Raw genomic sequence first — 26391 nt, 5'->3', positions numbered from 1 at the left:
TGCGGCGATGGCCCCGATGCCGCTAAAGCGCGACGGCTCGCGGCGGCCCCGGCTCCCGGAGGCGAACGCCGCGTCCGCCGTTGTCGCTGCGCGCGTGTTCGCCGATCAGCTCCACGCCCGCGCGATTGAGCGCGTCGACCACCTTGGTCAGCGACGCCACCACGCCGCGGACATTGCCCGTGGAGGCTTCCATCCGCTGGATGGTCGGCAACGAAACGCCAGCAAGCTCAGCCAGGGTCTTTTGATCGATCCCGAGCAGCGCCCGCGCCGCACGCATCTGGAAGGACGTGATCACGATGGCCTCACGCAAGAAGCAAGATAAGTGATATCTGAGATAAAGACAATGATGTAAAATACATCATTTCCAGCAAAGCGCAAGGGCGCATTACGGTGCCGCCCGCCTTCCGTGCAGGGGGCACGCGCTTCGGGATGTCCGGGAAAACCCGCGCGAGGCGCAGGCCGGCGCGCGGTCGTTTTGAGGTGGGCGCGCGGCCCGCGATCCCGGTTCGGGGGATCGCAGGTTGCGCGATGCTCACGCCGCGTCGCGATGGGCGGCGATGATCTGGTCGGCGGCGCGCCCGGTGACCTCGGCCATATGGTCGAACTGCCGGGTGAAGCTGCCGGCGCCGGCGGTCGCCGAGCGCAGCTCAACAATCAGCTCGCCGATCTCGGCCTCCGGCATCATGGCGCGGACGCAGTCCCATCCGCTCCAGCCGTCGCGGGTGTCGAAGCCGAGGATCTGGCCGCGCCGCGCCGACAGGATCGCGTTGATCTTGGCGGTCGCGTCATTCGGGCAGACGATCTCGACCACATGGATCGGCTCGAGCAGCACCGGCTGGCACTGCGGCAGGCCCTCGCTGACGCCGATCCGCGCCGCGGTGCGGAAGGCGAGATCGGAGGAATCGACGCTGTGATAGGAGCCGTCGGTCAGCGTCACCTGCACGTCGATGACGGGGAAGCCGAGCGGCCCGCGCGCCAGCCCGTCGACGACGCCCTCTTCCACCGCGCCGATGTAATTGCGCGGCACCGCGCCGCCGACCACTTTCTCCGCGAACGTGAAGCCCTCGCCGCGCGGCACCGGCCGGATCTCCAGCACCACGTCGCCGAACTGGCCGTGACCGCCCGACTGCTTCTTGTGCCGGCCGCGCTGGGTGATGGCTTTGCGGATGGTCTCCTGATAGCCGATCGCCGGCGGGTGCGACTTGACGTTGACGGCGAAGCGGTCGCGCAGCCGCTCCTGCGCCACGCGCAGATGCATCTCGCCCTGCCCCCACAGCACGATGTCGTGGGTGCGCTGGTTCTGCACCATGGTCAGCGACGGATCTTCCTCGTTGAGGCGCAGCAGCGCCTGGCCGAGCTTGACGTCGTCCTTCCGATCGGCGGCCGCGACCGACATCGCGAGCACCGGCGCGATCGGCTCGACCTTGACCAGCGCCTGCGGCGCAACCTTGCCGCTCGATACCGTGTCGCCGGTCCTGACCGCGTCGAGCTTGCCGAGCGCCACCGTTTCGCCGGCTTCCGCCGAGGGGCGCTTGCTGTCATAGGCGCCGCTGGTGGCGTAGATGCCGGAGATGCGGCCCGCGCCGCCGGACGAGCTCTGCAGCGTCGCGCCGTCGTCGAGATGGCCGGTGAGCACGCGCGCCAGCGACAGCTTGCCGCCGTGCTGCAGGTGCATGGTCTTGAAGATATAGGCGAGCGCGTCCTTGGTCTGGGGCACGCCGAGGCGCTTGGCGGTCTCGGCCACGCCGGGCGCCTCATGGCGCAGCGCCTTCATCAGCCGCAGCACGCCGTTCTCGCGCAGCGCAGCGCCGAGCAGCACCGGGCAGATCTGCCCCTCGCGCAGCTCGCGCGCGAGATCGTCGAACACGGCGTCGCGCGGCGGCTCGATGTCCTCCAGCAGCTGCTCCATCAGCGCGTCGTCATGGTCGGCGAGTTTTTCGAGCATCGAGAAGCGCGCTTCCTTCTCGCGATCGAGATCGCCGCCTTCGAGCGCGATGACCTCGGAAGCCTTGTGCTCGCGGTAGACGAAGGCGCGCTCCAGCGCGAGATCGACAAACCCCTCGATCAATTCGCCTTTCCAGATCGGAATCTGTCGCAGCACCAGCGGCACGCGGGAGGCCGGCTGCAGCGTCGCGAGCGTCTCGCGGATGCGCTTGTTGGCCTTGTCGATCTTGTTGAGAAACAGGAAACGCGGAATGCGCAGCTCTTCCAGCTCGCGCAGGATGATCTGCAGCTGCGGCAACTTCTTCTCGTCGGCCTCGCAGACCACGATCGCGGCATCGACGGCGGGCAGCGCCGCGCGCATGTCATGCGCGAATTCGACCGAGCCCGGACAATCAATAAAAGTGTAGCTGTCGCCCATGAAACTGGTTGATGCGGCGGACAGGCCGACGCTCATCTTGTGATGGCGGGCCTCGGGGCTGGCGTCGCCGACGGAAGTTCCGGCATCGACGCTGCCGGCCCGCGGGATCGCGCCGGTGCGGGCCAATATCGCTTCAAGAAGTGTGGTTTTACCGCTTTGGAATGGGCCCACCAGCGCGATGCACCGGGGACCACGGGGACTTCTGACGTCTTGTCCCATTCGCCGCCTCCTTCATCTGGAGCTCGGCCCGTGATTGGGTCGGCGACAGAATGCTCCTCCTGTCCTCGGGATTTGGCAAGCAGGAAAAACAAGGGCAGCGTCTCGGCCCTTTTGCTAGTGATTCTAGTGTGGTTTCGGTTCGGAAGTTCTCTTGACGAACTCGCGGCACAAATGAAGAGAACTTTCGAACCACCACACTAGATGCGGGCGGGCCTCTTGAAGCTTACCGTCCCGGCCGCAGCTCCAGGCTTTCGAGGCCGGCGGCGACGTTGAGGCCGACCTGGCCCTGCAGGCTGAGCGGCTGCAGCGCGATCGAATTGTTGGAGCCGCCGACCAGCACGTTGCCGCCGACGCCGACGCCGAGGGTCGCGCTGCCCTGCGCGCCCGCATAGTCGCCGGAGAGATCGCCCGGCCCGAGCCGCGCAACCGGCGCCCACACGCCCCAGGCGAGCGCCGTCTCCTGGGTGATGCCGAGATCGAGGCCCACCTTGCGGATGGTCGCGATGTAGCGGTCATCAGGCACGCCGTCGACGCGCAACACGCAGCCGAGATTGGTCACCGATCCCACGATGAAGCCGATGCTCGCGCCGCCGCGGCATTCGAGCACGCCGACCTGGACCCGCTGCATCGGCTGCTGCGATAGCGCGCCGACGATCGACGCAAGCAGCAGTGCGGTGGCGGTCCCACCAAGGGCGAATGAACGGCGCATGTCAGGAAATCTCCGGCTAAAATAATGTGATGCGAGCAGAGAAAGACGGTTCCCTCTATGCCACAACATCCCGCGCCGTGGCAAAGAAAAGAGGCCCGCTTGCGCGGGCCTCCGGATCGATTGTCACGCGTGATTTGCGTCAGCCGCGACGATGATGCGCGCGGCCGCGACGGCCAAAGCTGGCGGGCTGCAGCTCGAGGCCGGCGACGCCGGCCGCGAGGTTCAAGCCGGTCTGGCCCTGCACGCTGATCGGCTGCAGCGCATAGGAATTGCCGGGACCGCCGACCAGGAAGTTGCCGCCGCCGCCGATTCCGATCGAGGCGTTGGCGCCGACGCCGCCATAGGCGCCGGCAAGCGCAGCATAACCAAGCCGCGTGGTCGGCGCGGTCACGGTCCAGGTGAACTGGGTCTGTTCGGTCACGCCCAGGTCGACGCCGAAGCGACGGATGGTCGCGAGATAGCCTTCGGGCCGCCGGCCCGGGCTCTGGAACACGCATTCCAGCGTCGCGATCGACCCGAGGACAAAGCCGACATTCTGGCCGCCCTCACATTGAAGGATGCCGGCCCGGATCGCCGGCTGCTGCGCACTGGCGCTTGCACATGCGCCGAACAGGGTAGCGGCAGCGAGAAGGAAGGTCGAAAGTCGCATTTGTCTGATCTCCGCGAGACGAATTGAACGAAAGCGGAGGGACAAGAAGGAAGTGCCGTGTCCAAAACAAGGCGCTTCCAAAAATTTGCCGTCAAAACATCAACGCGCCAGAAGCCTGATGTGATTTGACAGCTGCGGCGGATTGGACATTCGCCCCGGTTGCGCGGCGGCTCCTCGCAGCGAACGTCAAATCCAAAAACCCGCAGCAGGGTGACGCAACCGGTGCTCCCTTGGCCCCAACATTCGCAAAAAATCCGCCACGGAATGATTGCGAATGTCAGAACCGAAACACTAGCGCAAATTGCCGCAGAAGCGCTGGATGCGCTTGCAGGCGTCCTCGAGATCCGAGGTCTTGGTGGCATAGGAGATGCGGAAGGCCGGGCCGAGACCGAACGCCGATCCCTGCACGACGGCGACGCCTTCGGCATCGAGCAGCTCGGTGACGAAATCCTCGTCATTGCCGATCGCCTTGCCGGACGGCGCTTTCTTGCCGATGGTGCCGGCGCAGGACGGATAGACGTAGAACGCGCCTTCCGGCCGCGGGCAATCGATGCCGTTCGCCTGGTTGAGCATCGACACCACGAGATCGCGGCGCTCCTTGAACACCTTGTTGTTCGCAGGGATGAAGTCCTGCGGACCGCTCAGCGCCTCGACCGCCGCCCATTGCGCGATCGAACAGGGATTTGACGTCGACTGCGACTGGATCGTCGCCATCGCCTTGATCAGCTCGGTCGGGCCGCCGGCATAGCCGATGCGCCAGCCGGTCATGCAATAGGCCTTCGACACGCCGTTCACCGTCAGCGTGCGGTCGTAGAGTTTCGGCTCGATCTGCGCCGGCGTCGTGAAGACGAAATCGTCGTAGACGAGATGCTCGTACATGTCGTCGGTCATCACCCAGACATGCGGGTGCTTCACCAGCACGTCGGTGATCGCCTTCATCTCGGCCCGCGTATAGGCGGCGCCCGTCGGGTTCGACGGCGAGTTGAGGATGATCCACTTGGTCTTCGGCGTGATCGCCTTCTCGAGATCCGCGGGCTGCAGCTTGAAGCCGTGCTTGGCGGTGCAGACCACCGGCACGGACTCGCCGCCGGCAAGCGCGACCATTTCCGGATAGCTGACCCAGTAGGGCGCCGGGATGATCACCTCGTCGCCCGGATTGATGGTCGCCATCAGCGCGTTGTACAGCACCTGCTTGCCGCCGGTGCCGATGATGACCTGGCCCGGCTTGTAGGCGAGGCCGTTCTCGCGCTGAAACTTGGCGATCACCGCCTCCTTCAGCTCGGGAATGCCGTCGACCGCGGTGTACTTGGTCTTGCCGGCCTCGACCGCGTGGATCGCCGCCAGCTTGATGTTGGCCGGCGTGTCGAAATCTGGCTCGCCGGCGCCAAGCCCGATGACGTTGCGCCCCGCCGCTTTCAGCGCGCGTGCTTTATCCGTGACCGCAATGGTTGCGGACGGCTTCACACGGGCAAGCGCAGCGGACAGGAAGGGCATCATCTTCTCCTGGCAGACGTCGTGAATCGGTAGTTTCACGACTCGTGGTGATGGGAATATCGCCACCCTAAAGCGCGTTCCACTGCACCGCAAGAAGCTTCGGCCCAGTCATGCAAACTTTAGGGGTGACCCACCCGGACACCGCCGATCCCGCGCAACTTTCATAAAGTTCCAGAGGCCGATGGGTCATATCTGGCAAGCGGCACCGACGCTGCTCAGGCCTTCGGGGATCGTGCGGGCCTTGGCTGGAACGTGGCGGCCCGCAACGACACGTTGCGCCGCGTGGCGAGCCCGCGCCGAGCCCGTTCGACATGCCGGGAGCATCATCATGCCGCGCAGCCATCGCGGCGCATTTCAGGCGGAGCGATCGCATCGCGCAAGCGTGATTCGATGTGTTTGCGCGTGTGGAAAGATCTTCCGCATGGTTGCGCTGCGGCAGGCTTTTTCGACTTTTTCCATATCGCGCACCTTGCAGCCCCCCGCCATCGAGATCATTGTCTAGCCGCGTTGCGATGTGAACCATCGATTCCGTCGTCGTGCGCGAGCGCCTTGCAGATCGGACGAAATCCCGCACCCATGTACAAGCTCTACTCGATGCAGCGCTCCGGCAACAGCTACAAGGTCCGCCTTGCGCTGGCGTTCCTGGACGCGCCCTATCGCGCGATCGAGGTCGACATCCTGCGCGGCGAAAGCCGCACGCCGGAATTTCTCGCCAAGAATCCGAGCGGCCAGGTGCCGCTCCTGGAAGTCGGCGAAGGCCGCTATCTCGCGGAGTCCAACGCGATCCTGTGGTACGTCTGCGGCGGCACGCCATTGGCGCCGGAATCGCGCATCGAGCGCGCCGAGGCGCTGCAATGGATGTTCTTCGAGCAGCACGCGCTGGAGCCGAATATCGGCGCCGCCTATTTCTGGCTGGCGCTGGTCAAGGGCGGCCGCACCCTGCAGACGCATGCGCTGGAGGACTGGATGGAGCGCGGCTATGCGGCGCTGCAGGTGATGGAAAACCACCTCAAGACGCACGACTACTTTGCCGCCGATCAGCTCACCGTCGCCGACATCGCGCTCTATGGCTACACGCACCTCGCGGACCGCTGCGACTTCGACCTCTCGACATTCCCGGCGATCCGCAGCTGGCTCAAGCGCGTCGAACAGACCCAGGGCTATGTGCCGATGGACTGGCAGTCCGAGGAAGCGGCCGCGAGCCTCGCAGCCGGCGCCTAGCTGCCGGATATCGTTAACAAGCATTAACGCTTGCGGCCGAACCGCCCCATTCGCGGTGGAAAATGCCGCAATGTTGCCCGCCACCGTTGCGAGATTCCCGGGATGCAGTGGGTGATTCGCCCGTGTATCGAAGGATCGGACCATGCGGCCTCACAGCGGAGGCTTTCACGGCAAAAGCGTTTCCTCCTCGTCGCGGCTCATCGATGCCGTTGCGGCCTCGCTTGCGGCGGGCGCGGTGTCGCTGTGCGTCATGGTTGCCCTGACCGTGCTGTCGATCAGGGTCGGCATGGCGATGCCGATCTAGGCGGCCAGTTCACAGCCGCCGATCTAGGCGGCAGTTCACAGCGCACGCTTCGAAGCCCCGGTTCCGGAGCTTGAATCACAGGCGTCCGGCCAAGCACAAAGCTGCTGGCCCGGCCCCGGCTGCTTTCGGATCGCCGTGTGTCCGCAACCCTGACCCATGCTCGTGGTTGTCGCTCCCGCTGCTCGCCGCTGCCACAGCCTCTCAACCTTGTCGGGACAATTGAAGAGTTCCGGCAATCGGCGTCCGCTTCGACAAACGAAAAATGCAAAAACAACTGTGCGTGAAGTCAACTGCACGTCAATTCTGATAACATTGCAGCCCTCGCGACGAAGGTCCGCGTGCACAACAATCAAGAACTGAATAGATGCGGGAGGCGTACGCAACAACAGACTACCGAAATAGGTCGTGCAGATGAGGTCCTTCGGACTTCCTGGCGCAATCGGGCGGGAAGTCGAGCGGTTGATGCAAGCGAATGGAAGCATGTTCCGGCTTGCACCGAAGCGGACATCAGTAGCTTACGAAGAGCGAGAAACGATCATGATCAAATTGAAGATTAATGGCCAGGAACAGAGCTGGGATGGCGACCCGGATCTTCCACTGCTTTGGTTTCTCCGTGATGAGGCGGGATTGACCGGCACCAAGTTTGGGTGCGGCCAGGCGCTCTGCGGCGCTTGCACCGTCCTTGTCGACAAGGATGCCGTACGCGCGTGTATCACCTCGGTTTCCGACGCGGCCGGCCGGGAAGTCACGACGATCGAAGGCCTCCATCCGACAGGCGATCATCCGGTTCAGAAGGCCTGGCGCGAGCTCAATGTTCCGCAATGCGGCTATTGCCAGGCCGGTCAGATCATGCAGGCGGCAGCGCTGCTGAGCCAAAATCCAAAACCGTCTCACGACCAGATACGTGAAGCGATGTCGGGCAACATCTGCCGCTGCGGTGCCTACCAGCGTATCGAAAACGCCGTCCATCTCGCATCGACGGGGGTGTGACCATGAATATCCTGACCAATCCCGGAAAACTCCGTGGCTTTGAGCGACATATCAACGTCGAGACCGTCAGGGTCGAGAACGTTTCACGTCGCAGCGTCCTGAAGGGTCTCGGCATCGCCGGCGGCTTCGTGCTCGCCGCTCCCGTGATGTCGCGCCCTGCTTTCGCGGCGTACAAGACTGGCGCGGACAAGATGCCGCACGGTACCGTGGTCGATCCGCGTGTCTTCGTGGCGATCGCACCGGATGGAATTGTTACCATCGTCGCGCACCGCGCCGAGATGGGAACGGGCGTCCGGACCAGCCTGCCGTTGATCGTCGCCGAAGAAATGGAAGCCGACTGGTCTCGCGTCCGCGTCCAGCAGGCGCCTGGCGACGAAGTCAAATATGGCAACCAGGATACCGACGGATCACGCAGCACGCGGCACTATTTGATGCCGATGCGGCAGATCGGCGCCTCTGCACGCGCGATGCTTGAAGCCGCCGCGGCGAAGCGCTGGGGCGTGCCGGCCACCGAGGTGAAGGCCGTCAATCACGAGGTGGTCCACAATGCGAGCGGACGCCGCATCGGCTTCGGCGACCTGGCCGCCGATGCAGCGAAGCAGTCGGTGCCGAGCCTCGAAAGTCTGAAACTCAAGGACCCCAGGGATTTCCGCTATCTCGGCAAAGGCGAGATCAGCATCGTGGATCTCCGCAACATCACCGTCGGCAAAGCGATGTACGGCGCCGACGTCCGCCTGCCGGGCATGAAGTATGCCGTGATCGCCCGGCCGCCGGTAACCGGCGGCAAACTCGTGTCCTTCGATGGCGCCGAGGCCCAGAAGGTTTCCGGTGTCGAAAAAATCATGGAGGTCAAGGGATGGCCGTGGCCTTCCAAGTTCCAGCCACTCGGCGGGGTGGCGGTGATTGCGCGCAATACCGGTGCCGCGATCAAGGGGCGCGACGCGCTGAAGGTCGTCTGGGACGATGGAGCCAACGGCAAATACGACTCGGTTGCTTATCGGGCCCAACTCGAGGAAGCCGCGCGCAAGCCGGGCTTGATCGTGCGCAAGGAAGGAGACGTCGACGCCGCCCTGAAGGGCGCTGACAAGGTGATCGTCGGTGAGTATTACGTGCCGCATCTGGCCCATGTCAGCATGGAGCCGCCCGTTGCCGTCGCAGACGTCAAGGGTGACAGGGCGGAGATCTGGGCGCCCGTGCAAAGCGCGGGAGGAACGCGGGAAGACGTCGCGAAAACGCTCGGCATTCCCGAAGACAACGTCACGGTCAACGTCACGCTGCTCGGCGGTGGCTTCGGTCGCAAGTCGAAATGCGACTATGCGCTGGAGGCGGCCCTGCTCTCGAAAGCTCTCGGCGCGCCGGTGAAGGTGCAATGGACGCGCGAAGATGACGTTCGTCACGACTTCCTGCACACGGTTTCCGCGGAACGCATTGAGGCCGGCCTCGACAAGACCGGCAAGGTGACTGCCTGGCGCCACCGCACAGTCGCGCCCAGCATCGGTTCGACATTTGCGGCCAACACGGTGCACCAGCAGCCGTTCGAACTCGGCATGGGTGTGGTCGACATGCCGTTCGAGATCGCCAACGTCCAGTGCGAAAATCCGGAAGCGGCCGCGCATACCCGCATCGGATGGTTCCGCTCGGTGTCGAACATCCCGCACGCCTTTGCCGTGCAGTGCATGGTCGGCGAGCTTGCGCACGCCACCAACCGCGACCAGAAAGACATGCTGCTCGAGCTCATCGGCTCGCCACGGATCGTCGATCTCTCCTCCGTGAAGGACTTGTGGAACTATGGCGAGCCCTACGACAGCTATCCGATCGATACGGCACGGCTGCGCGGCGTGGTCGAACTGGTCGCTGACAAGGGCGCCTGGGGACGGTCCGTGCCCAAAGGCCACGGGCTCGGGATCGCCGTCCACCGCAGCTTCGTCAGCTACATCGCCTCCATCGTCGAGGTGGCAGTCGACGACAACGGCAAGATCACGGTGCCTCGGGTCGATACCGCCATCGATTGCGGAACGTATGTCAACCCGGAGCGAATCCGGTCTCAGATCGAGGGTGCTGCCATCATGGGCCTGAGCCTTGCCAAATATGGCGAGATCACCTTCAAGGAAGGCAAGGTGCAGCAGGGCAACTTTGATGATTTCCCTGTGATCCGGATCGACGAGGCTCCGCTTGTCACCAACGTCCACATCGTGCCTCCCGGCCCCGATACGCCGCCGAGCGGCGTCGGCGAGCCGGGCGTGCCGCCCTTTGCGCCGGCGTTGCTCAACGCCATATTCGCGGCCACCGGCAAGCGCATCCGCACGCTGCCGATCGGCAAGCAACTCGACGCGCAAGGGTAGAGTAAGCCAAAAGCAAGGCTGCACGCCTTTCGGTGCGCAGCCTTTTTTCTCGCCAGCGGCTCTTTCGGCTTCTTGATTGCGAAAACCGAGGGCCACGTTACCCTGGGGAACGCCGACTTCTGCTTTTTGATTTTGTTCGCGGCGCTTGGGGCCAAGGGACCCGCGACGTCGAGACTGCCGCGGCTTCGCGATCGATCCGATTTGAGCCCGAGATGCCGGGAAAAGGCTGCCGGCATCGTCAACGATTTCTTAAGCACAGCGCAAAAAGTCCCCATCATAACGCAACCATCGGTACCGCGATCGGCCTTATGCTCGTGAGGCGAGGAGTGTAAGGCCATGCGGTTCGACTGGCGTGCAATCTCCGGTCCGGCCCTGACGGCGGCGACGGCGCTGGCCGCCATCTGCGCCGACCGCACCCTCATTGCCGTGCCCAATCCCGCCCCGCTGTTCGTCTGCATCGTCGCGTTCGCAGGCTCGCTCGCCGGCTTTGCCTCGGGCATGGCGAGCGCGGGGATCGCGGTGGTCGGCTCGGCGCTGTTCTTCCTCAACCATCGCGCCACGCCCGGCTACGACACCACGGACCTGGTCCGGCTGGCGCTGCTGGCGATGACTGCGGCGGGCACCGCCGGAATTACCGGGCTGTTGCGGCAGCGGCTGATGGACACGCTGGCCTGGGAGCGCATGCATCACGAGACCGCGATGCGCCTGTCGGCGGCGCTCGACCAGGTCGACATCGGAATCGTGCTGCTCGACGCCGACACCCGCGCCGAATTCATCAACCGCGCCTTCCGCAACTATTTCTCGCTCTCGGACGAGCAGGCCGATGCCAAGCCGCCGTTCATCGCGCTGATGTATCACGGCCGCGACACCGGCGCCTTCGAGCTGCCCGAGGACGAGCTCGCCGCCTTCATCGCCCGCCGCACCGCGATGATGCGCGCAGGCGATTCGACGCCGATCAACATCAACCTGCGCGACGGCCGCGTGCTGCGCTTTTCCTGCACGGCGCTACCCGACGGCGGACGGATGCTGAGCTACACGCCGGTCACCGACCTGGTCCGCCACACCGACGATCCCGCGAGCGCCGAGTTCTACCGCTCGCTGCGCGACCACGGCGACCGCAAGCTCTCCTGGCACCTGCGGGCGGCCGAATAGCACGGCCGGCTTGATCCTCCGACCACGCCTCTCGTAAACTGCGGCCGCAGCATTCCGCCTGCGCGTCTCATCAGGCTCATCGATGTCCAGCGAGCTCTCCGTCCGTTTCGTCACCCGCCAGGATTACGAGCGCTGGCTTCCGCTGTGGGACGGCTACAACGCGTTCTACGGCCGCTCCGGCCCAACCGCGCTGCCGCTCGAGATCACGCGCGTGACCTGGCAGCGCTTCTTCGACGCCTATGAGCCGATGCATGCGCTGGTCGCCGAGCATGGCGGCGAGCTGATCGGGCTCACGCACTACCTGCTGCACCGCTCGACCATCGCGATCGAACCGGTCTGCTATTTGCAGGACCTGTTCACCAGCGAAGCCGCGCGCGGCAAGGGTGTCGGACGGGCTCTGATCAACGGGGTGTACGATCAGGCACGCCGCATCGGCTGCGGGCGCGTCTATTGGCAGACGCACGAGACCAACCGCACCGCGCGCATGCTGTACGACAAGGTCGCGGAGAACCAGGGGTTCATCATCTACCGCAAGCCGCTTTGATGCCCGTGCGGGCCGGCGCGGGAGGCAACCGGGACGGGCGGCCACGCCCTGTGGATAACCCCGCTGTCACGGCCGCGTAACATTACGGGGTTAGCGTGCACCGGCGTCTGATCAGGCCCCCCGTCACAGATCAACGCCCAGCGGTCCCCGTCAGCAGCCGCGTCTGACCGGGGCCGCACTTTTTTGTGCGACAGCGTTTTCTGCGACACGGTTCTTGGCGAGCGGTCAAGCCCTCGCGTTTGACGCGAGGCATCGTGATCTGCCGGCCACGGGTGCCGCCTTGCGGCAGTGTCGTGCGCGCGTCACAATGCGATGACCCTGCCGCACACCTCAGGAAAACTGTTCATGGAAATCCGCAATCTCGGCCGCTCGGGCCTGCGCGTGTCCGCGGTCGGACTTGGCTGCAACAATTTCGGCCAGCGCACCGATCTCGAAACCTCGCGCAAGGTGATTCACAAGGCGATCGACCTCGGCATCACGCTGTTCGACACCGCCGACATCTATGCCGGGATGGGCGGCTCGGAGACCGTGCTCGGCACGGTGCTCGGCGACCGCCGCAAGGACATCGTGCTGGCGACCAAATATGCCAAGCCGATGGCGAGCGACGGCACCAGGCAGGGCGCCTCGCGGCGCTACATCATGGACGCGGTCGAAGCGAGCCTGAGGCGGCTAAAGACCGACTACATCGATCTCTACCAGCAGCACGAATACGATCCCCTGACGCCGATCGAGGAGACCTTGCGCGCGCTCGACGATCTCGTGCGGCAGGGCAAGGTGCGCTATATCGGCCATTCCAACTTTCCGGCCTGGCGCATCGCGGAAGCGGAGTATGTCGCGCGCGCGATCAATACCAGCCGCTTCGTCTCGGCGCAGGACGAATACAGCCTCGTCGTGCGCGACATCGAGAAGGACCTGCTGCCGGCGGCGCAGGAATATGGGCTCGGGCTGTTGCCGTTCTTTCCGCTCGCGAGCGGACTTCTGACCGGCAAGTACAGGCGCGGCGCCGCGGCGCCCGCGGATACACGCTTTGCCAAGGCCCCGGCGCTGCGCGACCGCTACGTTACGCCGCGCAACGAGGACATCGTGGAGAAGCTGGCCGCGTTTGCGAAAGAACGCGGCCACTCCATGCTGGAGCTGGCGTTCTCCTGGCTTGCTGCGCGGCCGCTTGTTTCGAGCGTGATCGCCGGCGCCACCCGCGTCGAGCAGGTCGAGCAGAACGTGACCGCGATCGCCTGGAAACTCACCGCCGACGAGATGGCGGAGATCGACAGGATCACGCTGGGGTAGCGCCCCTGCTCCCTCTCCCCGTTCTTACGGGGAGAGGGTCGGGGTGAGGGGCTCTTGGCCTTGAAGCTCGCTTTGAATGGCAAGCAAGACACCATCCAGATTGCCGAGGATGTCGTTATTCCAAAATCGAAGCACCCTGTAGCCCGAATCTGCCAAACGCCTATCCCGGATCACATCCTCGGCAGAGTCGTTGTGCTGCCCGCCATCCACTTCGATGATGAGACATTTTTCGCGGCAGACGAAATCGCAAACATAGCCTTTGATCGGATCTTGCCGCACAAACTTGTGCCCATCGATCTGTCGATTGCGAAGACGGTTCCATAGAACCCTTTCTGCATCGGTTTGATTGACGCGCAAGCGTCGTGCGATTCTGATCGATTTGCGATCTGGCCCTCGCATTCCCCTTGCCCCTCACCCGGATTGCTTCGCAATCCGACCTCTCCCCGCAAAGCGCAGGGAGAGGTTCACTCGCCGCGTCGTTGTCTCACACGACCAATCCCTTCATCGGCTTCACCGCGGCGCTGTCGGGAAACACCGTCTCGGCCAGCACGCGCTCGGAAAGCCCAAGCCGATCGCGCAGCACACCCTTGATGACGGCGCGTAGATCCGTGGTCGGCGCGAGGTCGCGGGCCTGGTAGAGATTGGCGGGCGCAAGCCCCGGCCAGTCCGCGATCACCCGGCCGCCCTTCACGGCGCCACCGGCGAGCAGCGCGACCGTGCCGGTGCCGTGATCGGTGCCCTCGGTGCCGTTGATGCGCGCGGTGCGGCCGAACTCGGTCGCGACCACCACCACGGTATCGCGCCAGCGCTCACCAAGCCCCTTCTCGAATTCGGCCAAGGCACCATCGAGACCCGACAGCAATTGCGCGAGGCGGCCGACCGGGCCGCCTTCGTTGGCGTGGGTGTCCCAGCCGTCGAAGGCGAGCGCGCCGATGCGCGGGCCGTCATCGGCGGCCATCAGCTTGGCGGCGCCGCGCGCCACCTGCCGCATCGCCGCGATGCCGCCCCCGCCGGGCTTCGGCTTCATGTCGTCGCCCTGCGCGGCCTTCTCGAGCTTCAGGCCTTGCGACAGCGCGCCGGCCAGCGCCGGGTCGCGATGCGCATAGAGATCGAGCAGCCGCGCGGCGGTGTCGTCATCGGCCTGCGGCAGCGCCACCGGCGCCCAGCCGACCGTCGGCGCGGCGCCACGCAGCACCAGCGGCGTCGTGGGACCGATCGCAAGCGCGCTGGTCACGCGCTCGCCTCTGGGCAAGGCTTCCAGCGCGCGGTTGAGCCAGCCGGACTGCACGCGGCCGGGGCCGGGAAAGCCGCTTTCGAGCACGTCCTGCCCGTCGAAATGCGAGCGGTCGCGATACGACGTCGCAACCGCATGGATCACGGCGGCATGGTTGTCGCGATACATGCGCGCAAATTCCGGCATCGACGGATGCAGCGCGAAGAAAGAATCCAGCATCAGGGCCGGATGTGCTCCGTCGCGCGTCAACGCGATCGAGCCGTGGAGCGCGGCATAGTCGGGATCGCCTGTCGGCGCGACGGTGGCAAGGCCGTCAAGCGCGCCGCGCAGGATCACGACGATGACGCGGGGATCGCGGCCGTCCGCGGCGCGCGCGAATTTCGGCAAGTAGGCCCAGGCGGCGAACGAAGCGGCGCCGAGCAGGAGGCCGCGGCGCGACGTGGCCAGTGAAAATCGGCTCTCACAGCAATCCATCGTCATCTCCGTTGAAATTCCGGCGACATCAGCAGCAGCGCCAGCGCCTGCTGCCGCGTCTCCGCCCGCTCGACGGTGCGCCGCGTGTCTTCCGATGCCGCATCCGCCGCGGCGAGCTCGAGCAGCTCGCGCGGGTCGACACTGTCGGCGAGCCGCGAGGCGATCTGTGCCGCGATATCGAGCCGCAGCTTCATGCCTTCGGGCGCGGCCCAAGCCGCGTTGCTGTCGGGAAATCCGTTCGGGCCGGCCGGCGACCACAGGGGCTGGCCGAGCACGTTGAGGCCGCCCAGATAGCGGCCGGGATCTTCCGGCACGCGCGCCAGCAGCCGGCCGCTCGCCACCAGGAATTCGTAAGGCGAGCGCATCTTGGTCAGCGGCGCGGCCCACGCCTCGTCGGAATCGACCAGTGTCAGCGCCAGCGCCTTGAGGTCGCCGTCGGTCTTCGTGAATGTGTCCTGCAGCCGCGCCACCAGCGCAGGCGGCGGATCATCGGCGACGAAATGGCGGACGAACTTGGTGGCGACGAATTTCGCGGTCGAGGGATGGCGCGCGATGTCCGAAAGAACAGCCTCGCCCTGCGCCAGGCCGTTCGGCTCGTAGACCTTGCCGAGCACGGTCTGCGGACCGGGCTGGTGCGCATTCGCGTTGAACACGAAGCTGCCGGGTGTGCCGAGCTGGCCCTGCCGGCCGGCGAACGTCCAACCCGTGATGACGCGCGCGAGCGACGTCACGTCGTCCTGGGTGTAGCCGCCGCCGACCCCGAGCGTATGCAGCTCCATGATTTCGCGCGCCAGGTTCTCGTTCAGCCCGCGCTTGCGGTTTTGCCCGGCGCGCGAATCCGGACCCAGCGATTGCTGGTTGTCGAGGAAGAACAGCATCGTCGGGTGCTGCTCGACGGCCTTCAACATGTCGCTGAAGCGGCCGAGCACATGCGGGCGGATCGCCTCGCGTTCGAACGAGCCGGCCCACATCCGCGCCAGTCCGCCCTTGCCCGCCGAGATGCAGAAATGGTTGGACCAGAACGCCACCAGCCGTTCGACGAAACCGCAATCGGCCAGCGTGGCGCGCTGCAGCCGCGCCAAGGCCTCCGCACGGAACGTCTTCTGGATCACGTTGAGCGGCTGCTGCGGTGGCTTGGCCGCATTCGGCTGCACGGCCGGCGCGACTTGCGCGTCGGCGGGAGCCATCGCCGCATTGGCATTGCCGGACCCGCGCGGCGTTTCCTTCGGCGCCATCTCGATGGCGATGCTGGAAAGCGACAGGTTGCGCCGCTGCGGCTTGTCCTCGCCGCCTTCGGCCGGCGGCATCGCCTTGGCGGCGGCGGCGCGCGCCTGCTGCTGCTCGAACTGATATTCGAACACGGCTTTCGCCAATTGCGGCGTCGATAGCAGCCCCGGCAATTCGAGCAACGCGCCGTTGGGGCGCGCAAGCTCGCCCTTGACGAAGCCGCGCGGGTCGGACGCCGCATTGACGAAGTCGCCCGACGCGCCGCCGCGCGCACCGAAGCCGAAGCGGTTGAGCGCGACAAGGGCGTTCTGCGAATCCCGGGCCATCGGCTTTCCCTCTGCAGGTTTCCCTTTGCAGCTTTCCCTTGGCGCTCTCTAGTGGAGTAGATTTGACGTTCGCTACCCACTTGCCGCGGGTTCTTTATGCGAACGTCAAATCCAAAGCTCCACTAGAACAAATAATTTGCTAGTGGCCCTTATGATTCTAACATTCGCAAAAGTACCTCCCAAAGCGGGTAGCGAATGTTAGAATCGGACCGCTAGGGCGTATAGTGTCGGGCGGATTATACGGTGGCCGGAAATGAACCCGGCATGAAAAGCGCATTTACGTTCATGACAAATCGGTCAGAAAACCCGGCCAGCCGACGCCTCGCCTGTGCGCGTTGCGGAACGGAATTCTCGTGCAACCTGTCGGGCGGATGCTGGTGCGCCGACGAGACGTTCCGCCTGCCGATGCCATCAGGCAGCGACGACTGCCTGTGCCCGGATTGCCTGCGGAAGATGGCGGAACAGGGCGCCGCAGCAAAGTGACAGAGCGCTGGACTCCCGCCGCCGTCCTTATCGACATGGATGGAACGCTGCTCGACACCGAGCGGGTCTATCTGCAAAGCGCGATCGCGGCCTTGAACGCCTGCGGTTACAGCGACGGCGTCATCGAGCTGTGCCACGCCATGATCGGCATTCCAAGTCCCGACTGCGAGCGGATGCTGCGCAATCATTTCGGCGACGGCTTTCCGTTCGACGACGTGAACCGCGCTTTCGAGGCCCACTGCGCCGACATCTTCGCCGCCGGATTGCCGCTCAAGCGAGGCGCGATCGCGCTGCTCGATGCGCTGGACGCGGCGCGGCTGCCGAAGGCGATCGTCACCTCCTCCTCGCGCCGCACCACGGATTTGCATCTTGCGCTTGCCGGCATCGACAATCGCTTCGATGCGATCCTGACCCGCGACGATGTCAGTCGCGGAAAGCCGAGTCCCGAGCTCTACCTGCTCGCCGCCGCGCGGATAGGAATGCCGCCACAGGCTTGTCTCGCGATCGAGGATTCCAATCCCGGCGTCGCCGCGGCGCATGCCGCCGGCGCGATCACGATCATGGTGCCGGACATCGTGCCGCCGACCGAGGAAACGCGCCGGCGCTGCCGGGCAGTGCTACCCGACCTTGACGCCGTACTGCCGCTGCTACACCGGAAAGCCTGGTGACTTCCGCGCAAGCCCGTCGAAGGCATCGAGCATCCGCTCGCGCCAGGCATAGACCGGATCGTCCTTCTCCAGCACCCTGAAGGGGCTGACGACGCGCGCCCACTGGAAGCCGCCGAACACGATGTAGTCGGCGTAGTTCGGCGCGTTGCCGCCGAGAAAGGCTTGCGACCTCAGCGTCAGCCGCAGCGGATCGAGCGACTTGCGGAATCCGGCCACGGCCTTGTCGCGCTCGGCCGCGACCACTTCGAGCGGACGGCCAAGCCGCGCCTCGCGCGAGGTACGGAAATAGCCGACATCGTCGGGCCCGAGCTGCGCCGGAATGTCGGCAACGACAAGCGGAAACAGGCCGCCGACGATGGCGATGTCGCCCCACCAGTTCAGCATTCGCGCCATCGCGCGGCCGCCGTCGCCGCCGAACAGCGACGGACGATCCGGATAGGTGTCCTCGAGATAATTCGCGATCGCCCAGGAATCGACGATCGTGCGATCGCGATCGAGCAGCACCGGCACCTTGTCGGAGCCGTAGGGCGCGATCGCCGCCTTCTCGGTGAAGCGCCAGGGAATGGTTTCCGCCGACAGCCCCTTGTGCGCCAGCGCCAGCCGCGTCCGCCAGCAATAGGGACTGAAGGGGCGGCGTTCGTCGGTGCCGACGAGTTCGAAGAGTTTTAGGGACATAAGCAAACTCGAGCCAATTTCGTAGGGTGGGCAAAGCCAACCGGTCGCGCGAACGCGCGCCCGATGACAGGCTCCGCGTGCCCACCGACATCCAACTACGGGCCAACCGGTGGGCACGGCGCAAGCGCGCCTTTGCCCACCCTACCGCACTAAAGGATGGATGGCCGGGTCAAGCCCGGCCGTGACGACAATGTTGTATCGCTAGCGCACCACCGCCGCGGTCTGCCCGAACAGAAGCTTGCGTTCCTCATCGGTGCGAATGGAGGGCTGGCCGAAATTCGGATTGACCTCCTTGGCGACGGCGTAGGCGCGCACTGTCGCCGGCCGGTCGCGGACGGTCTCGAACCAGCGCTTCAGATGCGGGAAGTCGTCGATGTCCTGGCTCTGGTTCTTGTAGGGCACGATCCAGGGATAGCTCGCCATATCGGCGATCGAGTAGTCGCCGGCGATGAACTCGCGATCCGCGAGCCGCTTGTTGAGCACGCCGTAGAGGCGGTTGGTCTCGTTCACATAGCGATCGATCGCGTATTTGATCTTGTCCTGCGCGTAATTGTTGAAGTGATGGTTCTGCCCGGCCATCGGCCCGAGCCCGCCCATCTGCCAGAACGTCCACTGGATCGCGTCATAGCGGCCGTAGAGATCGGATGGGATGAACTTGCCGGTCTTCTCGGCGAGGTAGAGCAGGATCGCCCCGGACTCGAAGATCGAGATCGGCCTGTTGCCGCCCTTGGGTTCGTGGTCGACGATGGCGGGGATGCGGTTGTTGGGCGCGATCTTCAGGAAGTCCGGCTTGAACTGATCGCCCTTGCCGATGTTGACCGGGAAAATCTTGTACTTCAAACCGGTCTCTTCGAGGAACATCGTTATCTTGTGGCCGTTCGGCGTAGTCCAATAATGCAGGTCGATCATGGCGGGCGTTCCTCGCGGAATGAATGGCTCATGGATCGCAAGAAAGATGCGATTGCATGAACCTTGCCATGACGACAATCGAAGTCAATGACGGCGCGCAAAAGTGATCGCGCGCGGCGCGCAGGGCTGATCTGTTCGGACTGCGCTAGTTGATGATGCGGCCGTGCGCGCGCAGCAGCTTTTCGCCCTCTTCGGTCGCCGTCACGACCAGACCGAAGCCGGCGATCGCCTCGCGCGCGACATAGCCGCGATCGGCGGCGTCCTCCCAGATCGTCAGGCGCGGGCATGAGGTGCGCCAGGTCGCCACCACCTCGGCATAGACGCGCGGCTCGCGCGCGATCCATTCGACGAAATCGAGCACCAGCGGATCGGCCTCGGCCATCGCGTCCTCCCTTAATTTGCGGCGACGGAGCTCTGGCCGGCCAGCAGCAGCCAGCCGCCGTAGAGAATGTAGTAGCTCGCCACCGTGGTGATCAGCCGGTTGGCCCAGGTGCGGAACTGCTGCTCGCTCATCGCTTCCAGGATGCGCCGCGCCAGCGTGGTGCCGAGCATGGAGGCGGCGATCGCGACCGCGGCAAGCCGCGGATCGAGGCTCGCGGCCTGGTCGATGATGCCGCCGAAATAGATCAGCTTGGTGAAATGGCTGGCGACCTGGCAGGTCGCCTTGGTCGCGACGATGGAGCGGCGATCGAATTTGGCGCCGAGGAAGAAGGTGTCCATCAGCGGGCCCGAGACGCCGGTCATCAACATCAGCCCCATGCAGATCAGGCCGTAGAACGAGCCCTGGACAACGCTGTCGGGGTTGGGCTTCAACCCCTTCGGCATCATCCGCGCCATGAACGGCGTGACGCCCAGCATCAACAGCGCCACCGGCTTGTCCGGGACGTAACGGGTGAGCGACCACAGCGCGAGCGCCAGCGCGCAGCCGATCAGGTAGACGAAGACCGGGCGCCAGCGGATATGCGCCCGCCACAGGAAGGCGCGCCAGCCGTTCGAGGCCATCTGCGTGATGGCGTGCAGCACCATCGCGGTCGGCAGCGGCATCAGCGCCAGCAGCACGCCGATCAGGATCAGCCCGCCGGCCATGCCGAACAGGCCGGACAGGAACGCGGTCGCGACCATCAACAGGCCGAGGGCTGCGATCAGAAGCGGCGTCATTCGAATCTCCGGCGGTCGTCCTCCCTCTCCCCGTTCTTGCGGGGAGAGGGTCGGGGTGAGGGGCAGCCTCCAGAGCACAGCCGGTGGAGAATCCCCCTCACCCGGCGCTACGCGCCGACCTCTCCCCGCATGCGGGGAGAGGTGATTCACCCGGCTCAACGACCGGCTGTATTTCTGCCTTGCCTGAACCTTTCGCGCAAACTGAGATATCTTGCCCTTGCCTCAGTTTTCCTGAGGGTATAGCCAGAGGCAATGCGACGGCTCCTGTTTCTCAACGGCATCAAGGCGTTTGAGGCCGCCGCGCGCGGCGGCAGCTTCGCCGCCGCAGGCCACGAGCTCAATGTCTCGCCGGCCGCGATCAGCCGCCTAGTGCACCTGCTCGAGCAGCGGCTCGGCGTGGCACTGTTCGAGCGCAAGGCCAACCGCCTGGTGATGACCGCGGCCGGGCGCGCCTATCAGAGCGGGCTGACGCCGATCTTCGACGCACTGGCGAGCCTGACCGCGCAGGTGACGGCGGCCGGCCATGTCCGGGCACTGACCATCGGGGTCGGACCGACCTTCGCGATGCGCTGGCTGATTCCGCGGCTGGCGGATTTCCGGCGCCAGGAACCCGACATCGACGTGCGCATCACCACCGGCGGCGCCGCGGTGCCGTTCGGCGAGGACTGGAGCTGCGGCATCAAGCTCGGCGATGGCGCCTGGCCCGGCCTCGTCGCCGAGCCGCTGTTCGCGGCCGACCTCACGCCGGTCTGCGCGCCGCGGCTGGCCAGCCAGTTGAAGCGGCCGACCGACCTGAAGGGGCCGAGCCTGCTCCGCGTCGCCCATTCGCCCGAGGACTGGCCGCTGTGGCTGAAGGCCGCCGGCGTCACCCGCATCGGCGCGCGCGGCACCGAGTTTCAGTTCTACGGACAGGCGCTCCAGGCCGCGGTCGACGGGCTCGGCGTCGCGATGGGTATCCGGCCCTATATCGACGACGACCTCGCGGCGGGACGGCTGGTGGCCCCGTTCGGCTCAAGCGTGCCCAAGGGAATGCGCTGGTATCTGGTCTATCGCGGCTTCCAGCGCGAGCAGCGCGATTTCGCCGCCTTCCGGCGCTGGATCGTCCGCGCCGCGGCCGAGCCGGCCGCCCGCGGCAAGGCGGCTTTGCGCCTCGGCGCGCGCGGCTGAGTTCCTTGCAGATTAAAAAAACGCCGGTGTGAACCGCTTCACAGTGGAGCGGGCGGAAACATGATTCCCTGTGGTTTGGGCGAACGACAGGGTGAACCAATGATCTACTTTTACGACGGTTTCGACATCGAATCCTTCGAGGCTGGCAAGGGCCTGTGGCATGCGCGGATCAGGCGCGCCGATCTCAGTCCGGTCGTGATCGACGGCGTGCTGTTCCCGACTCTCGAGGTCGGCTTTGCGTGGTCAGATCCGGACGCGGCGGTCGCCGACGCCAAGGCCCATATCGACCGCTTCCGGTGCCGCTACGAGAAGCCGAGCCTGGCCCCGAGCGATCACCATTAGCGTGGAGTTTCGGATTTGACGTTCGCAGGAAGCAATCGGGACAAGCGGGCAGCGAACGTCAAATCCGCTCCACTCCACCCGGCGAGCCGATGGAGCGCACCCATGAAGGACGTCCAGCCATCATCGCAACGCCAATCGGGCCCGGTGCGCTCCAACTGCCCTGACTGCAACGCGCCCCTCGTCATCCTCAGGGTGATCGGCGGCCGCGGCACCTGCGAATACTGGACGTTGCGATGCTCGCGCTGTGGCGGCATCCACCTCGACATCGTCGAGCCTGCGCCGGAAACAGCCGCGACCGGCCTGCAACCGGGAACGACGATCGCGGCTCCCGCGACGCACTCCTGACCGCCCCTGACATCTGCTGACAATCGGCCGCGGCCGCGCCGTTTGCCCTTTCATGCCCGCCGGACTCGTCCCATATTCCGGCCATGGCGAAGAAACCTGACGACCCCAAAAGGCCCGGCAAAACCCCGAAATCCAAAGCGCCAAATTCGAAGGCACATCGGCCCGACGTGCAACCGATCGCGCCGGCGCTGGCGGAACTGCTGAACCCCGCGATCAACCGCGGCGAAAGCGGCGTCGGTTCCTCCACCGGCTTGCAGCCGCCGCCGGACAACTCGTGGGATCGCCGCTCGGGCGGCGAGGCCGCCGCCCACCGCGCCCGCGCCTCGACCCGCAGCAAGAGCGACGCGGTCGCCGAGCGCGATGCTTCGGGAAGCGAGGCGTCGCCGCGCGAAGGTTTCGAGGAGGCGCCGCAGCCGCATTACGGCACCTCCGCGACCGTGCCGATGCTCGATCCGGAACTGGCGCGGCAGCTCGGCCTGCCGACTGCCGAGGACGACGAGGCGGAGCTGGCGCGGCCGCCGCGCAACAAGATGGAGGCACTCGGCGTCAAGGCCACCGCCGAAGCGCTGGAAAACCTGATCCGCGACGGCCGCCCGGAATTTCGCGGCAAAGACGGCCAGCTCAAGGTGTGGACGCCGCACCGGCCGCCGCGCCCGGAAAAGAGCGAAGGCGGCGTCCGCTTCGAGATCAAGTCCGACTACCAGCCCAAGGGCGACCAGCCGCAGGCCATCGCGGAGCTCGTCGAGGGCATCCAGCGCAACGACCGCAGCCAGGTTCTGCTCGGCGTCACCGGGAGCGGCAAGACCTACACCATGGCCAAGGTGATCGAGGCGACGCAGCGCCCGGCGCTGATCCTGGCGCCCAACAAGACGCTGGCCGCCCAGCTCTATGGCGAGTTCAAGAACTTCTTCCCCGACAATGCGGTGGAATACTTCGTCTCCTATTACGACTACTACCAGCCCGAAGCCTATGTGCCGCGCACCGACACCTATATCGAGAAGGACTCCTCGATCAACGAGCAGATCGACCGCATGCGCCATTCGGCGACGCGCGCGCTGCTCGAGCGCGACGACGTCATCATCGTGGCCTCGGTCTCCTGCATCTACGGTATCGGCTCGGTCGAGACCTATACCGCGATGACGTTTGCGCTGAAGAAGGGCGAGCGCATCGACCAGCGCCAGCTCATCGCCGACCTCGTCGCGCTGCAATACAAGCGCACCTCGGCCGATTTTTCCCGCGGCACCTTTCGTGTCCGGGGCGACGTCATCGACATCTTCCCGGCGCACTATGAGGACCGCGCCTGGCGCGTGAACCTGTTCGGCGACACGGTGGAGACCATCGAGGAATTCGATCCGCTCACCGGCCACAAGCAGGACGACCTTGAATTCATCAAGGTCTACGCCAACTCGCACTATGTGACGCCGCGACCGACGCTGGTGCAGGCGATCAAGGCGATCAAGAGCGAACTGAAGCTGCGTCTCGACCAGCTCAACCAGCAGGGGCGCCTGCTCGAGGCGCAGCGGCTCGAGCAGCGCACCATGTTCGACCTCGAGATGATGGAGGCGACCGGAAGCTGCGCCGGCATCGAGAACTATTCGCGCTACCTCACCGGCCGCAGGCCCGGCGAGCCGCCGCCGACATTGTTCGAATACGTGCCCGACAACGCGCTCGTGTTCGCCGACGAGAGCCACGTCACCGTCCCGCAGATCGGCGGCATGTTCCGCGGCGACTTCCGCCGCAAGGCGACCTTGGCCGAATATGGTTTCCGCCTGCCCTCCTGCATGGACAACCGCCCGCTGCGCTTCGAGGAATGGGACATGATGCGGCCGCAGACGGTCGCGGTGTCGGCGACGCCGAGCGGCTGGGAGCTCAATGAATCGGGCGGCGTGTTCGTCGAGCAGGTGATCCGCCCCACCGGACTCATTGATCCCCCCGTTGATATCAGGCCCGCCCGCACCCAGGTCGACGATCTCGTCGGCGAGGTGCGCGCCACGGCCGCGGCCGGCTACCGCTCGCTGATCACGGTGCTGACCAAGCGCATGGCGGAGGATCTCACCGAATATCTGCACGAGCAGGGCATCCGGGTGCGCTACATGCACTCCGACATCGACACCATCGAGCGCATCGAGATCATCCGGGACTTGAGGCTCGGCGCGTTCGACGCGCTGGTCGGCATCAATTTGTTGCGCGAAGGCCTCGACATTCCCGAATGCGCGCTGGTTGCGATCCTCGACGCCGACAAGGAAGGTTTCCTGCGCAGCGAGACCTCGCTGATCCAGACCATCGGCCGCGCCGCGCGCAATGTCGACGGCAAGGTGATCCTCTATGCCGACACCGTGACCGGCTCGATGGAGCGCGCAATCGCCGAGACCAACCGCCGCCGCGAGAAGCAGGTCGAGTACAACACGGCCCACGGCATCACGCCCGAAAGCGTGAAGAAGTCGATCGGCGATATCCTCAACTCGGTCTACGAGCGCGACCATGTGCTGGTCGAGATCGGCGACGGCGGCCAGGGCTCCGGATGGTCCGACGACGTCATCGCGATCGGGCACAATTTCGAGGCGGTGCTCGCCGACCTGGAGACGCGGATGCGCGAGGCGGCTGCGGATTTGAACTTCGAGGAAGCAGCCCGGCTGCGCGACGAGGTCAAGCGGCTGCGCGCCACCGAAATGGCCGTGGTCGACGATCCCACCGCCAAGCAGCGCGTGGTGCAGAACCGCGCAGGCGCGTACGCGGGCACCAGGAAATATGGCGACGCCGCGAATTTGCCTGTCAGTGCGATGAAGAAAAAGGGCGTGTCCTCGGCCATCAAGGCGGGCGGCCGCGCCGGCTCAAAAGTCCACAAGCCGCATCTCGACGAGATGCACGGCCCGGAGTCCCTGCCGTTCCGGCCGAGCGGTGCGCTGCCCGAAAAACCGTTCGGCAAGCAAAGCCGTATCTTCCAGCCGACCGACTCGCAGCAGTCCGGCCCCGAGTTCGGCCCCGCCCCGCGCTCGACCGGCGGCGCGCCGGGACACAGAGGCGGGTGGAAGCGGAGGTAGCGAGATTGGTGCTAGAGACCTTTGACACCGCCAAGCTCTAGGGATCTCATACGAACGAGAACAACGAATAGTTGCACACAACTTAAATTCGTCTAATTTCGGCTCCTTGGGGGGGAGCCGGAATGCCTGAAATCATCTTGCCTTTTTTGAAGTGGGCCGGCGGAAAACGTTGGCTGACGAACAATACTGAATTCGAAGTCCCTCGGTTTTCGGGACGATACATCGAACCTTTCCTTGGAAGCGGTAGCATCTTTTTTTGGCTTCAGCCAAATGATGCAATGCTATCCGATTTAAATTCAGAGTTGATAGCCACGTACGTTGCTTTGAGAGATGAGCACGCAAAAGTCTTACGACATCTGAGACAGCACGCTCGAAGCCACTCAAAGGCACACTACTATAAAGCCCGCGATGAGTTCAGGCCACGCTCAACCGCTGCTCGAGCAGCTCGCTTTCTTTACCTAAATCGAACCTGCTGGAATGGCCTCTACAGGGTAAACCTAGAAGGAAAATTCAACGTTCCAAAAGGCACAAAATCGAACGTCATCTTGGGGACCGATGACTTTAAAGCAGTATCCAAGATTTTGCAGAAAGCAAAGCTGGTCTGCTGCGATTTTGAAACTGTCATCGATGAGGCCAAGAGCGGCGATCTTATTTACGCAGATCCGCCGTATACCGTCCGCCATAACATGAATGGCTTTATCAAATACAATGAGGTGCTCTTCTCCTGGGAAGATCAACAACGCTTACGCGCCGCTCTATTAAGAGCAAGCGCGCGAGGCGCGAAGTTTCTTCTTTCAAACGCAGATCATGCATCTGTCCGCGAACTATACGCCGATGTCGGATCAATTAAGGTTGTCAATCGCGCTTCAATCATCTCAGGTGATCGCGCCGCACGAGGCACCACCACGGAATTGCTCGTATCGAATTAGGCTCGCTTGGCTGCGCTCATGCCCCTTACCAACAACCTAGGCAATTTGGCGCAGGTTGAACAGTCAAGGTTGCTAACGCTCTGATTGAACGATATCATTTTAGCTGCATGACTGGGCGATAGTTGGGATCATCCGCCTCC

General features: G+C 64.8%; 27 protein-coding genes. 15 read left to right on the top strand and 12 right to left on the bottom strand.

Annotation, left to right across the window (positions count from 1 at the left end):
- Nucleotides 1–22: 22 nt before the first annotated feature.
- From QOU61_RS07825 to QOU61_RS07805, 5 genes are all read right to left on the bottom strand, one after another.
- Nucleotides 23–295, bottom strand: coding sequence for a helix-turn-helix domain-containing protein (locus QOU61_RS07825; protein ID WP_289657537.1), 273 nt, complete (start codon nucleotides 293–295; stop codon nucleotides 23–25).
- A gap of 237 nt (nucleotides 296–532) precedes the next feature.
- Nucleotides 533–2581 carry an elongation factor G gene (locus QOU61_RS07820; RefSeq protein ID WP_289657536.1) on the bottom strand — a complete coding sequence of 683 codons (2049 nt, stop codon included), beginning with the start codon at nucleotides 2579–2581 and terminating at the stop codon, nucleotides 533–535.
- A 223-nt stretch (nucleotides 2582–2804) separates the two neighbouring features.
- Complete coding sequence (locus QOU61_RS07815; RefSeq protein ID WP_289657535.1) at nucleotides 2805–3290, bottom strand: DUF992 domain-containing protein; 486 nt, start codon at nucleotides 3288–3290, stop codon at nucleotides 2805–2807.
- A gap of 139 nt (nucleotides 3291–3429) precedes the next feature.
- A complete protein-coding gene (locus QOU61_RS07810; RefSeq protein WP_289657534.1) occupies nucleotides 3430–3939 on the bottom strand; it encodes a DUF992 domain-containing protein in 510 nt (169 codons plus the stop codon).
- Nucleotides 3940–4230: 291 nt separating this feature from the next.
- Nucleotides 4231–5433 carry a pyridoxal phosphate-dependent aminotransferase gene (locus QOU61_RS07805; RefSeq protein WP_289657533.1) on the bottom strand — a complete coding sequence of 401 codons (1203 nt, stop codon included), beginning with the start codon at nucleotides 5431–5433 and terminating at the stop codon, nucleotides 4231–4233.
- Between the two features lie 328 nt (nucleotides 5434–5761).
- Here QOU61_RS07805 and QOU61_RS07800 point away from each other — a divergent pair, with 328 nt between their 5' ends.
- The 8 genes from QOU61_RS07800 to QOU61_RS07765 all read left to right on the top strand — a co-directional run bounded on the left by QOU61_RS07800 (nucleotide 5762) and on the right by QOU61_RS07765 (nucleotide 13273).
- A complete protein-coding gene (locus QOU61_RS07800) occupies nucleotides 5762–5935 on the top strand; it encodes a hypothetical protein (protein ID WP_289657532.1) in 174 nt (57 codons plus the stop codon).
- A gap of 74 nt (nucleotides 5936–6009) precedes the next feature.
- Nucleotides 6010–6654: a glutathione S-transferase family protein gene (locus tag QOU61_RS07795; protein WP_289657531.1), complete on the top strand. Its 645-nt coding sequence runs from the start codon at nucleotides 6010–6012 to the stop codon at nucleotides 6652–6654.
- 142 nt (nucleotides 6655–6796) lie between these two features.
- Nucleotides 6797–6958, top strand: coding sequence for a hypothetical protein (locus tag QOU61_RS07790; protein WP_289657530.1), 162 nt, complete (start codon nucleotides 6797–6799; stop codon nucleotides 6956–6958).
- A 537-nt stretch (nucleotides 6959–7495) separates the two neighbouring features.
- A complete protein-coding gene (locus tag QOU61_RS07785; RefSeq protein ID WP_289657529.1) occupies nucleotides 7496–7948 on the top strand; it encodes a (2Fe-2S)-binding protein in 453 nt (150 codons plus the stop codon).
- Nucleotides 7949–7950: 2 nt separating this feature from the next.
- Nucleotides 7951–10290, top strand: a complete 2340-nt coding sequence (locus QOU61_RS07780; RefSeq protein ID WP_289657528.1) for a xanthine dehydrogenase family protein molybdopterin-binding subunit — start codon at nucleotides 7951–7953, stop codon at nucleotides 10288–10290.
- A gap of 336 nt (nucleotides 10291–10626) precedes the next feature.
- A complete protein-coding gene (locus tag QOU61_RS07775) occupies nucleotides 10627–11442 on the top strand; it encodes a PAS domain-containing protein (protein ID WP_289657527.1) in 816 nt (271 codons plus the stop codon).
- An 82-nt stretch (nucleotides 11443–11524) separates the two neighbouring features.
- Nucleotides 11525–11986, top strand: a complete 462-nt coding sequence (locus tag QOU61_RS07770) for a GNAT family N-acetyltransferase (protein ID WP_289657526.1) — start codon at nucleotides 11525–11527, stop codon at nucleotides 11984–11986.
- A gap of 345 nt (nucleotides 11987–12331) precedes the next feature.
- On the top strand, nucleotides 12332–13273 hold the full coding sequence (locus tag QOU61_RS07765) for an aldo/keto reductase (protein ID WP_289657525.1): 942 nt from the start codon (nucleotides 12332–12334) through the stop codon (nucleotides 13271–13273).
- A 24-nt stretch (nucleotides 13274–13297) separates the two neighbouring features.
- Here the strand turns inward: QOU61_RS07765 and QOU61_RS07760 are convergent, their stop codons facing one another.
- The 3 genes from QOU61_RS07760 to QOU61_RS07750 all read right to left on the bottom strand — a co-directional run bounded on the left by QOU61_RS07760 (nucleotide 13298) and on the right by QOU61_RS07750 (nucleotide 16534).
- Nucleotides 13298–13672, bottom strand: coding sequence for an endonuclease domain-containing protein (locus QOU61_RS07760; protein WP_289657524.1), 375 nt, complete (start codon nucleotides 13670–13672; stop codon nucleotides 13298–13300).
- 85 nt (nucleotides 13673–13757) lie between these two features.
- A complete protein-coding gene (locus QOU61_RS07755; protein ID WP_289657523.1) occupies nucleotides 13758–14987 on the bottom strand; it encodes a DUF1501 domain-containing protein in 1230 nt (409 codons plus the stop codon).
- The gene (locus QOU61_RS07750; protein WP_289657522.1) at nucleotides 14984–16534 is read right to left on the bottom strand and encodes a DUF1800 domain-containing protein; all 1551 of its coding nucleotides are present in this window, start codon (nucleotides 16532–16534) and stop codon (nucleotides 14984–14986) included. Before QOU61_RS07750 ends, QOU61_RS07755 begins: the two co-directional genes overlap by 4 nt.
- A gap of 285 nt (nucleotides 16535–16819) precedes the next feature.
- Here QOU61_RS07750 and QOU61_RS07745 point away from each other — a divergent pair, with 285 nt between their 5' ends.
- Nucleotides 16820–17017, top strand: a complete 198-nt coding sequence (locus tag QOU61_RS07745) for a cysteine-rich CWC family protein (protein ID WP_289661359.1) — start codon at nucleotides 16820–16822, stop codon at nucleotides 17015–17017.
- Nucleotides 17014–17685, top strand: coding sequence for an HAD family hydrolase (locus QOU61_RS07740; protein ID WP_354142517.1), 672 nt, complete (start codon nucleotides 17014–17016; stop codon nucleotides 17683–17685). Before QOU61_RS07745 ends, QOU61_RS07740 begins: the two co-directional genes overlap by 4 nt.
- Here the strand turns inward: QOU61_RS07740 and QOU61_RS07735 are convergent.
- The 4 genes from QOU61_RS07735 to QOU61_RS07720 form a co-directional block, all read right to left on the bottom strand.
- Nucleotides 17665–18360 carry a glutathione S-transferase family protein gene (locus QOU61_RS07735; RefSeq protein WP_289657521.1) on the bottom strand — a complete coding sequence of 232 codons (696 nt, stop codon included), beginning with the start codon at nucleotides 18358–18360 and terminating at the stop codon, nucleotides 17665–17667. The genes QOU61_RS07740 and QOU61_RS07735 overlap by 21 nt on opposite strands.
- A 201-nt stretch (nucleotides 18361–18561) precedes the next feature.
- Entirely contained in the window at nucleotides 18562–19269 is a 708-nt protein-coding gene (locus tag QOU61_RS07730) for a glutathione binding-like protein (protein ID WP_289657520.1), read from the bottom strand.
- A 145-nt stretch (nucleotides 19270–19414) separates the two neighbouring features.
- Nucleotides 19415–19651 carry a hypothetical protein gene (locus QOU61_RS07725; RefSeq protein ID WP_289657519.1) on the bottom strand — a complete coding sequence of 79 codons (237 nt, stop codon included), beginning with the start codon at nucleotides 19649–19651 and terminating at the stop codon, nucleotides 19415–19417.
- Nucleotides 19652–19662: 11 nt separating this feature from the next.
- Nucleotides 19663–20427: a sulfite exporter TauE/SafE family protein gene (locus QOU61_RS07720; protein ID WP_289657518.1), complete on the bottom strand. Its 765-nt coding sequence runs from the start codon at nucleotides 20425–20427 to the stop codon at nucleotides 19663–19665.
- Between the two features lie 252 nt (nucleotides 20428–20679).
- Here QOU61_RS07720 and QOU61_RS07715 point away from each other — a divergent pair, with 252 nt between their 5' ends.
- From QOU61_RS07715 to QOU61_RS07695, 5 genes are all read left to right on the top strand, one after another.
- Nucleotides 20680–21594 (top strand): LysR substrate-binding domain-containing protein, encoded by a 915-nt coding sequence (locus tag QOU61_RS07715; protein ID WP_289657517.1) that lies wholly within the window; start codon nucleotides 20680–20682, stop codon nucleotides 21592–21594.
- A gap of 99 nt (nucleotides 21595–21693) precedes the next feature.
- The gene (locus QOU61_RS07710; RefSeq protein WP_289657516.1) at nucleotides 21694–21936 is read left to right on the top strand and encodes a hypothetical protein; all 243 of its coding nucleotides are present in this window, start codon (nucleotides 21694–21696) and stop codon (nucleotides 21934–21936) included.
- A 102-nt stretch (nucleotides 21937–22038) separates the two neighbouring features.
- Entirely contained in the window at nucleotides 22039–22281 is a 243-nt protein-coding gene (locus QOU61_RS07705) for a hypothetical protein (RefSeq protein WP_289657515.1), read from the top strand.
- Nucleotides 22282–22364: 83 nt separating this feature from the next.
- Nucleotides 22365–25322, top strand: a complete 2958-nt coding sequence (gene uvrB / locus QOU61_RS07700) for an excinuclease ABC subunit UvrB (protein WP_289657514.1) — start codon at nucleotides 22365–22367, stop codon at nucleotides 25320–25322.
- A gap of 122 nt (nucleotides 25323–25444) precedes the next feature.
- Nucleotides 25445–26251, top strand: coding sequence for a DNA adenine methylase (locus QOU61_RS07695; RefSeq protein ID WP_289657513.1), 807 nt, complete (start codon nucleotides 25445–25447; stop codon nucleotides 26249–26251).
- Nucleotides 26252–26391 lie beyond the last annotated feature (140 nt).

It is taken from the genome of Bradyrhizobium sp. NP1, assembly GCF_030378205.1.
Lineage (GTDB): Bacteria > Pseudomonadota > Alphaproteobacteria > Rhizobiales > Xanthobacteraceae > Bradyrhizobium.
This window is presented reverse-complemented; position numbering and strand designations above follow the sequence as displayed.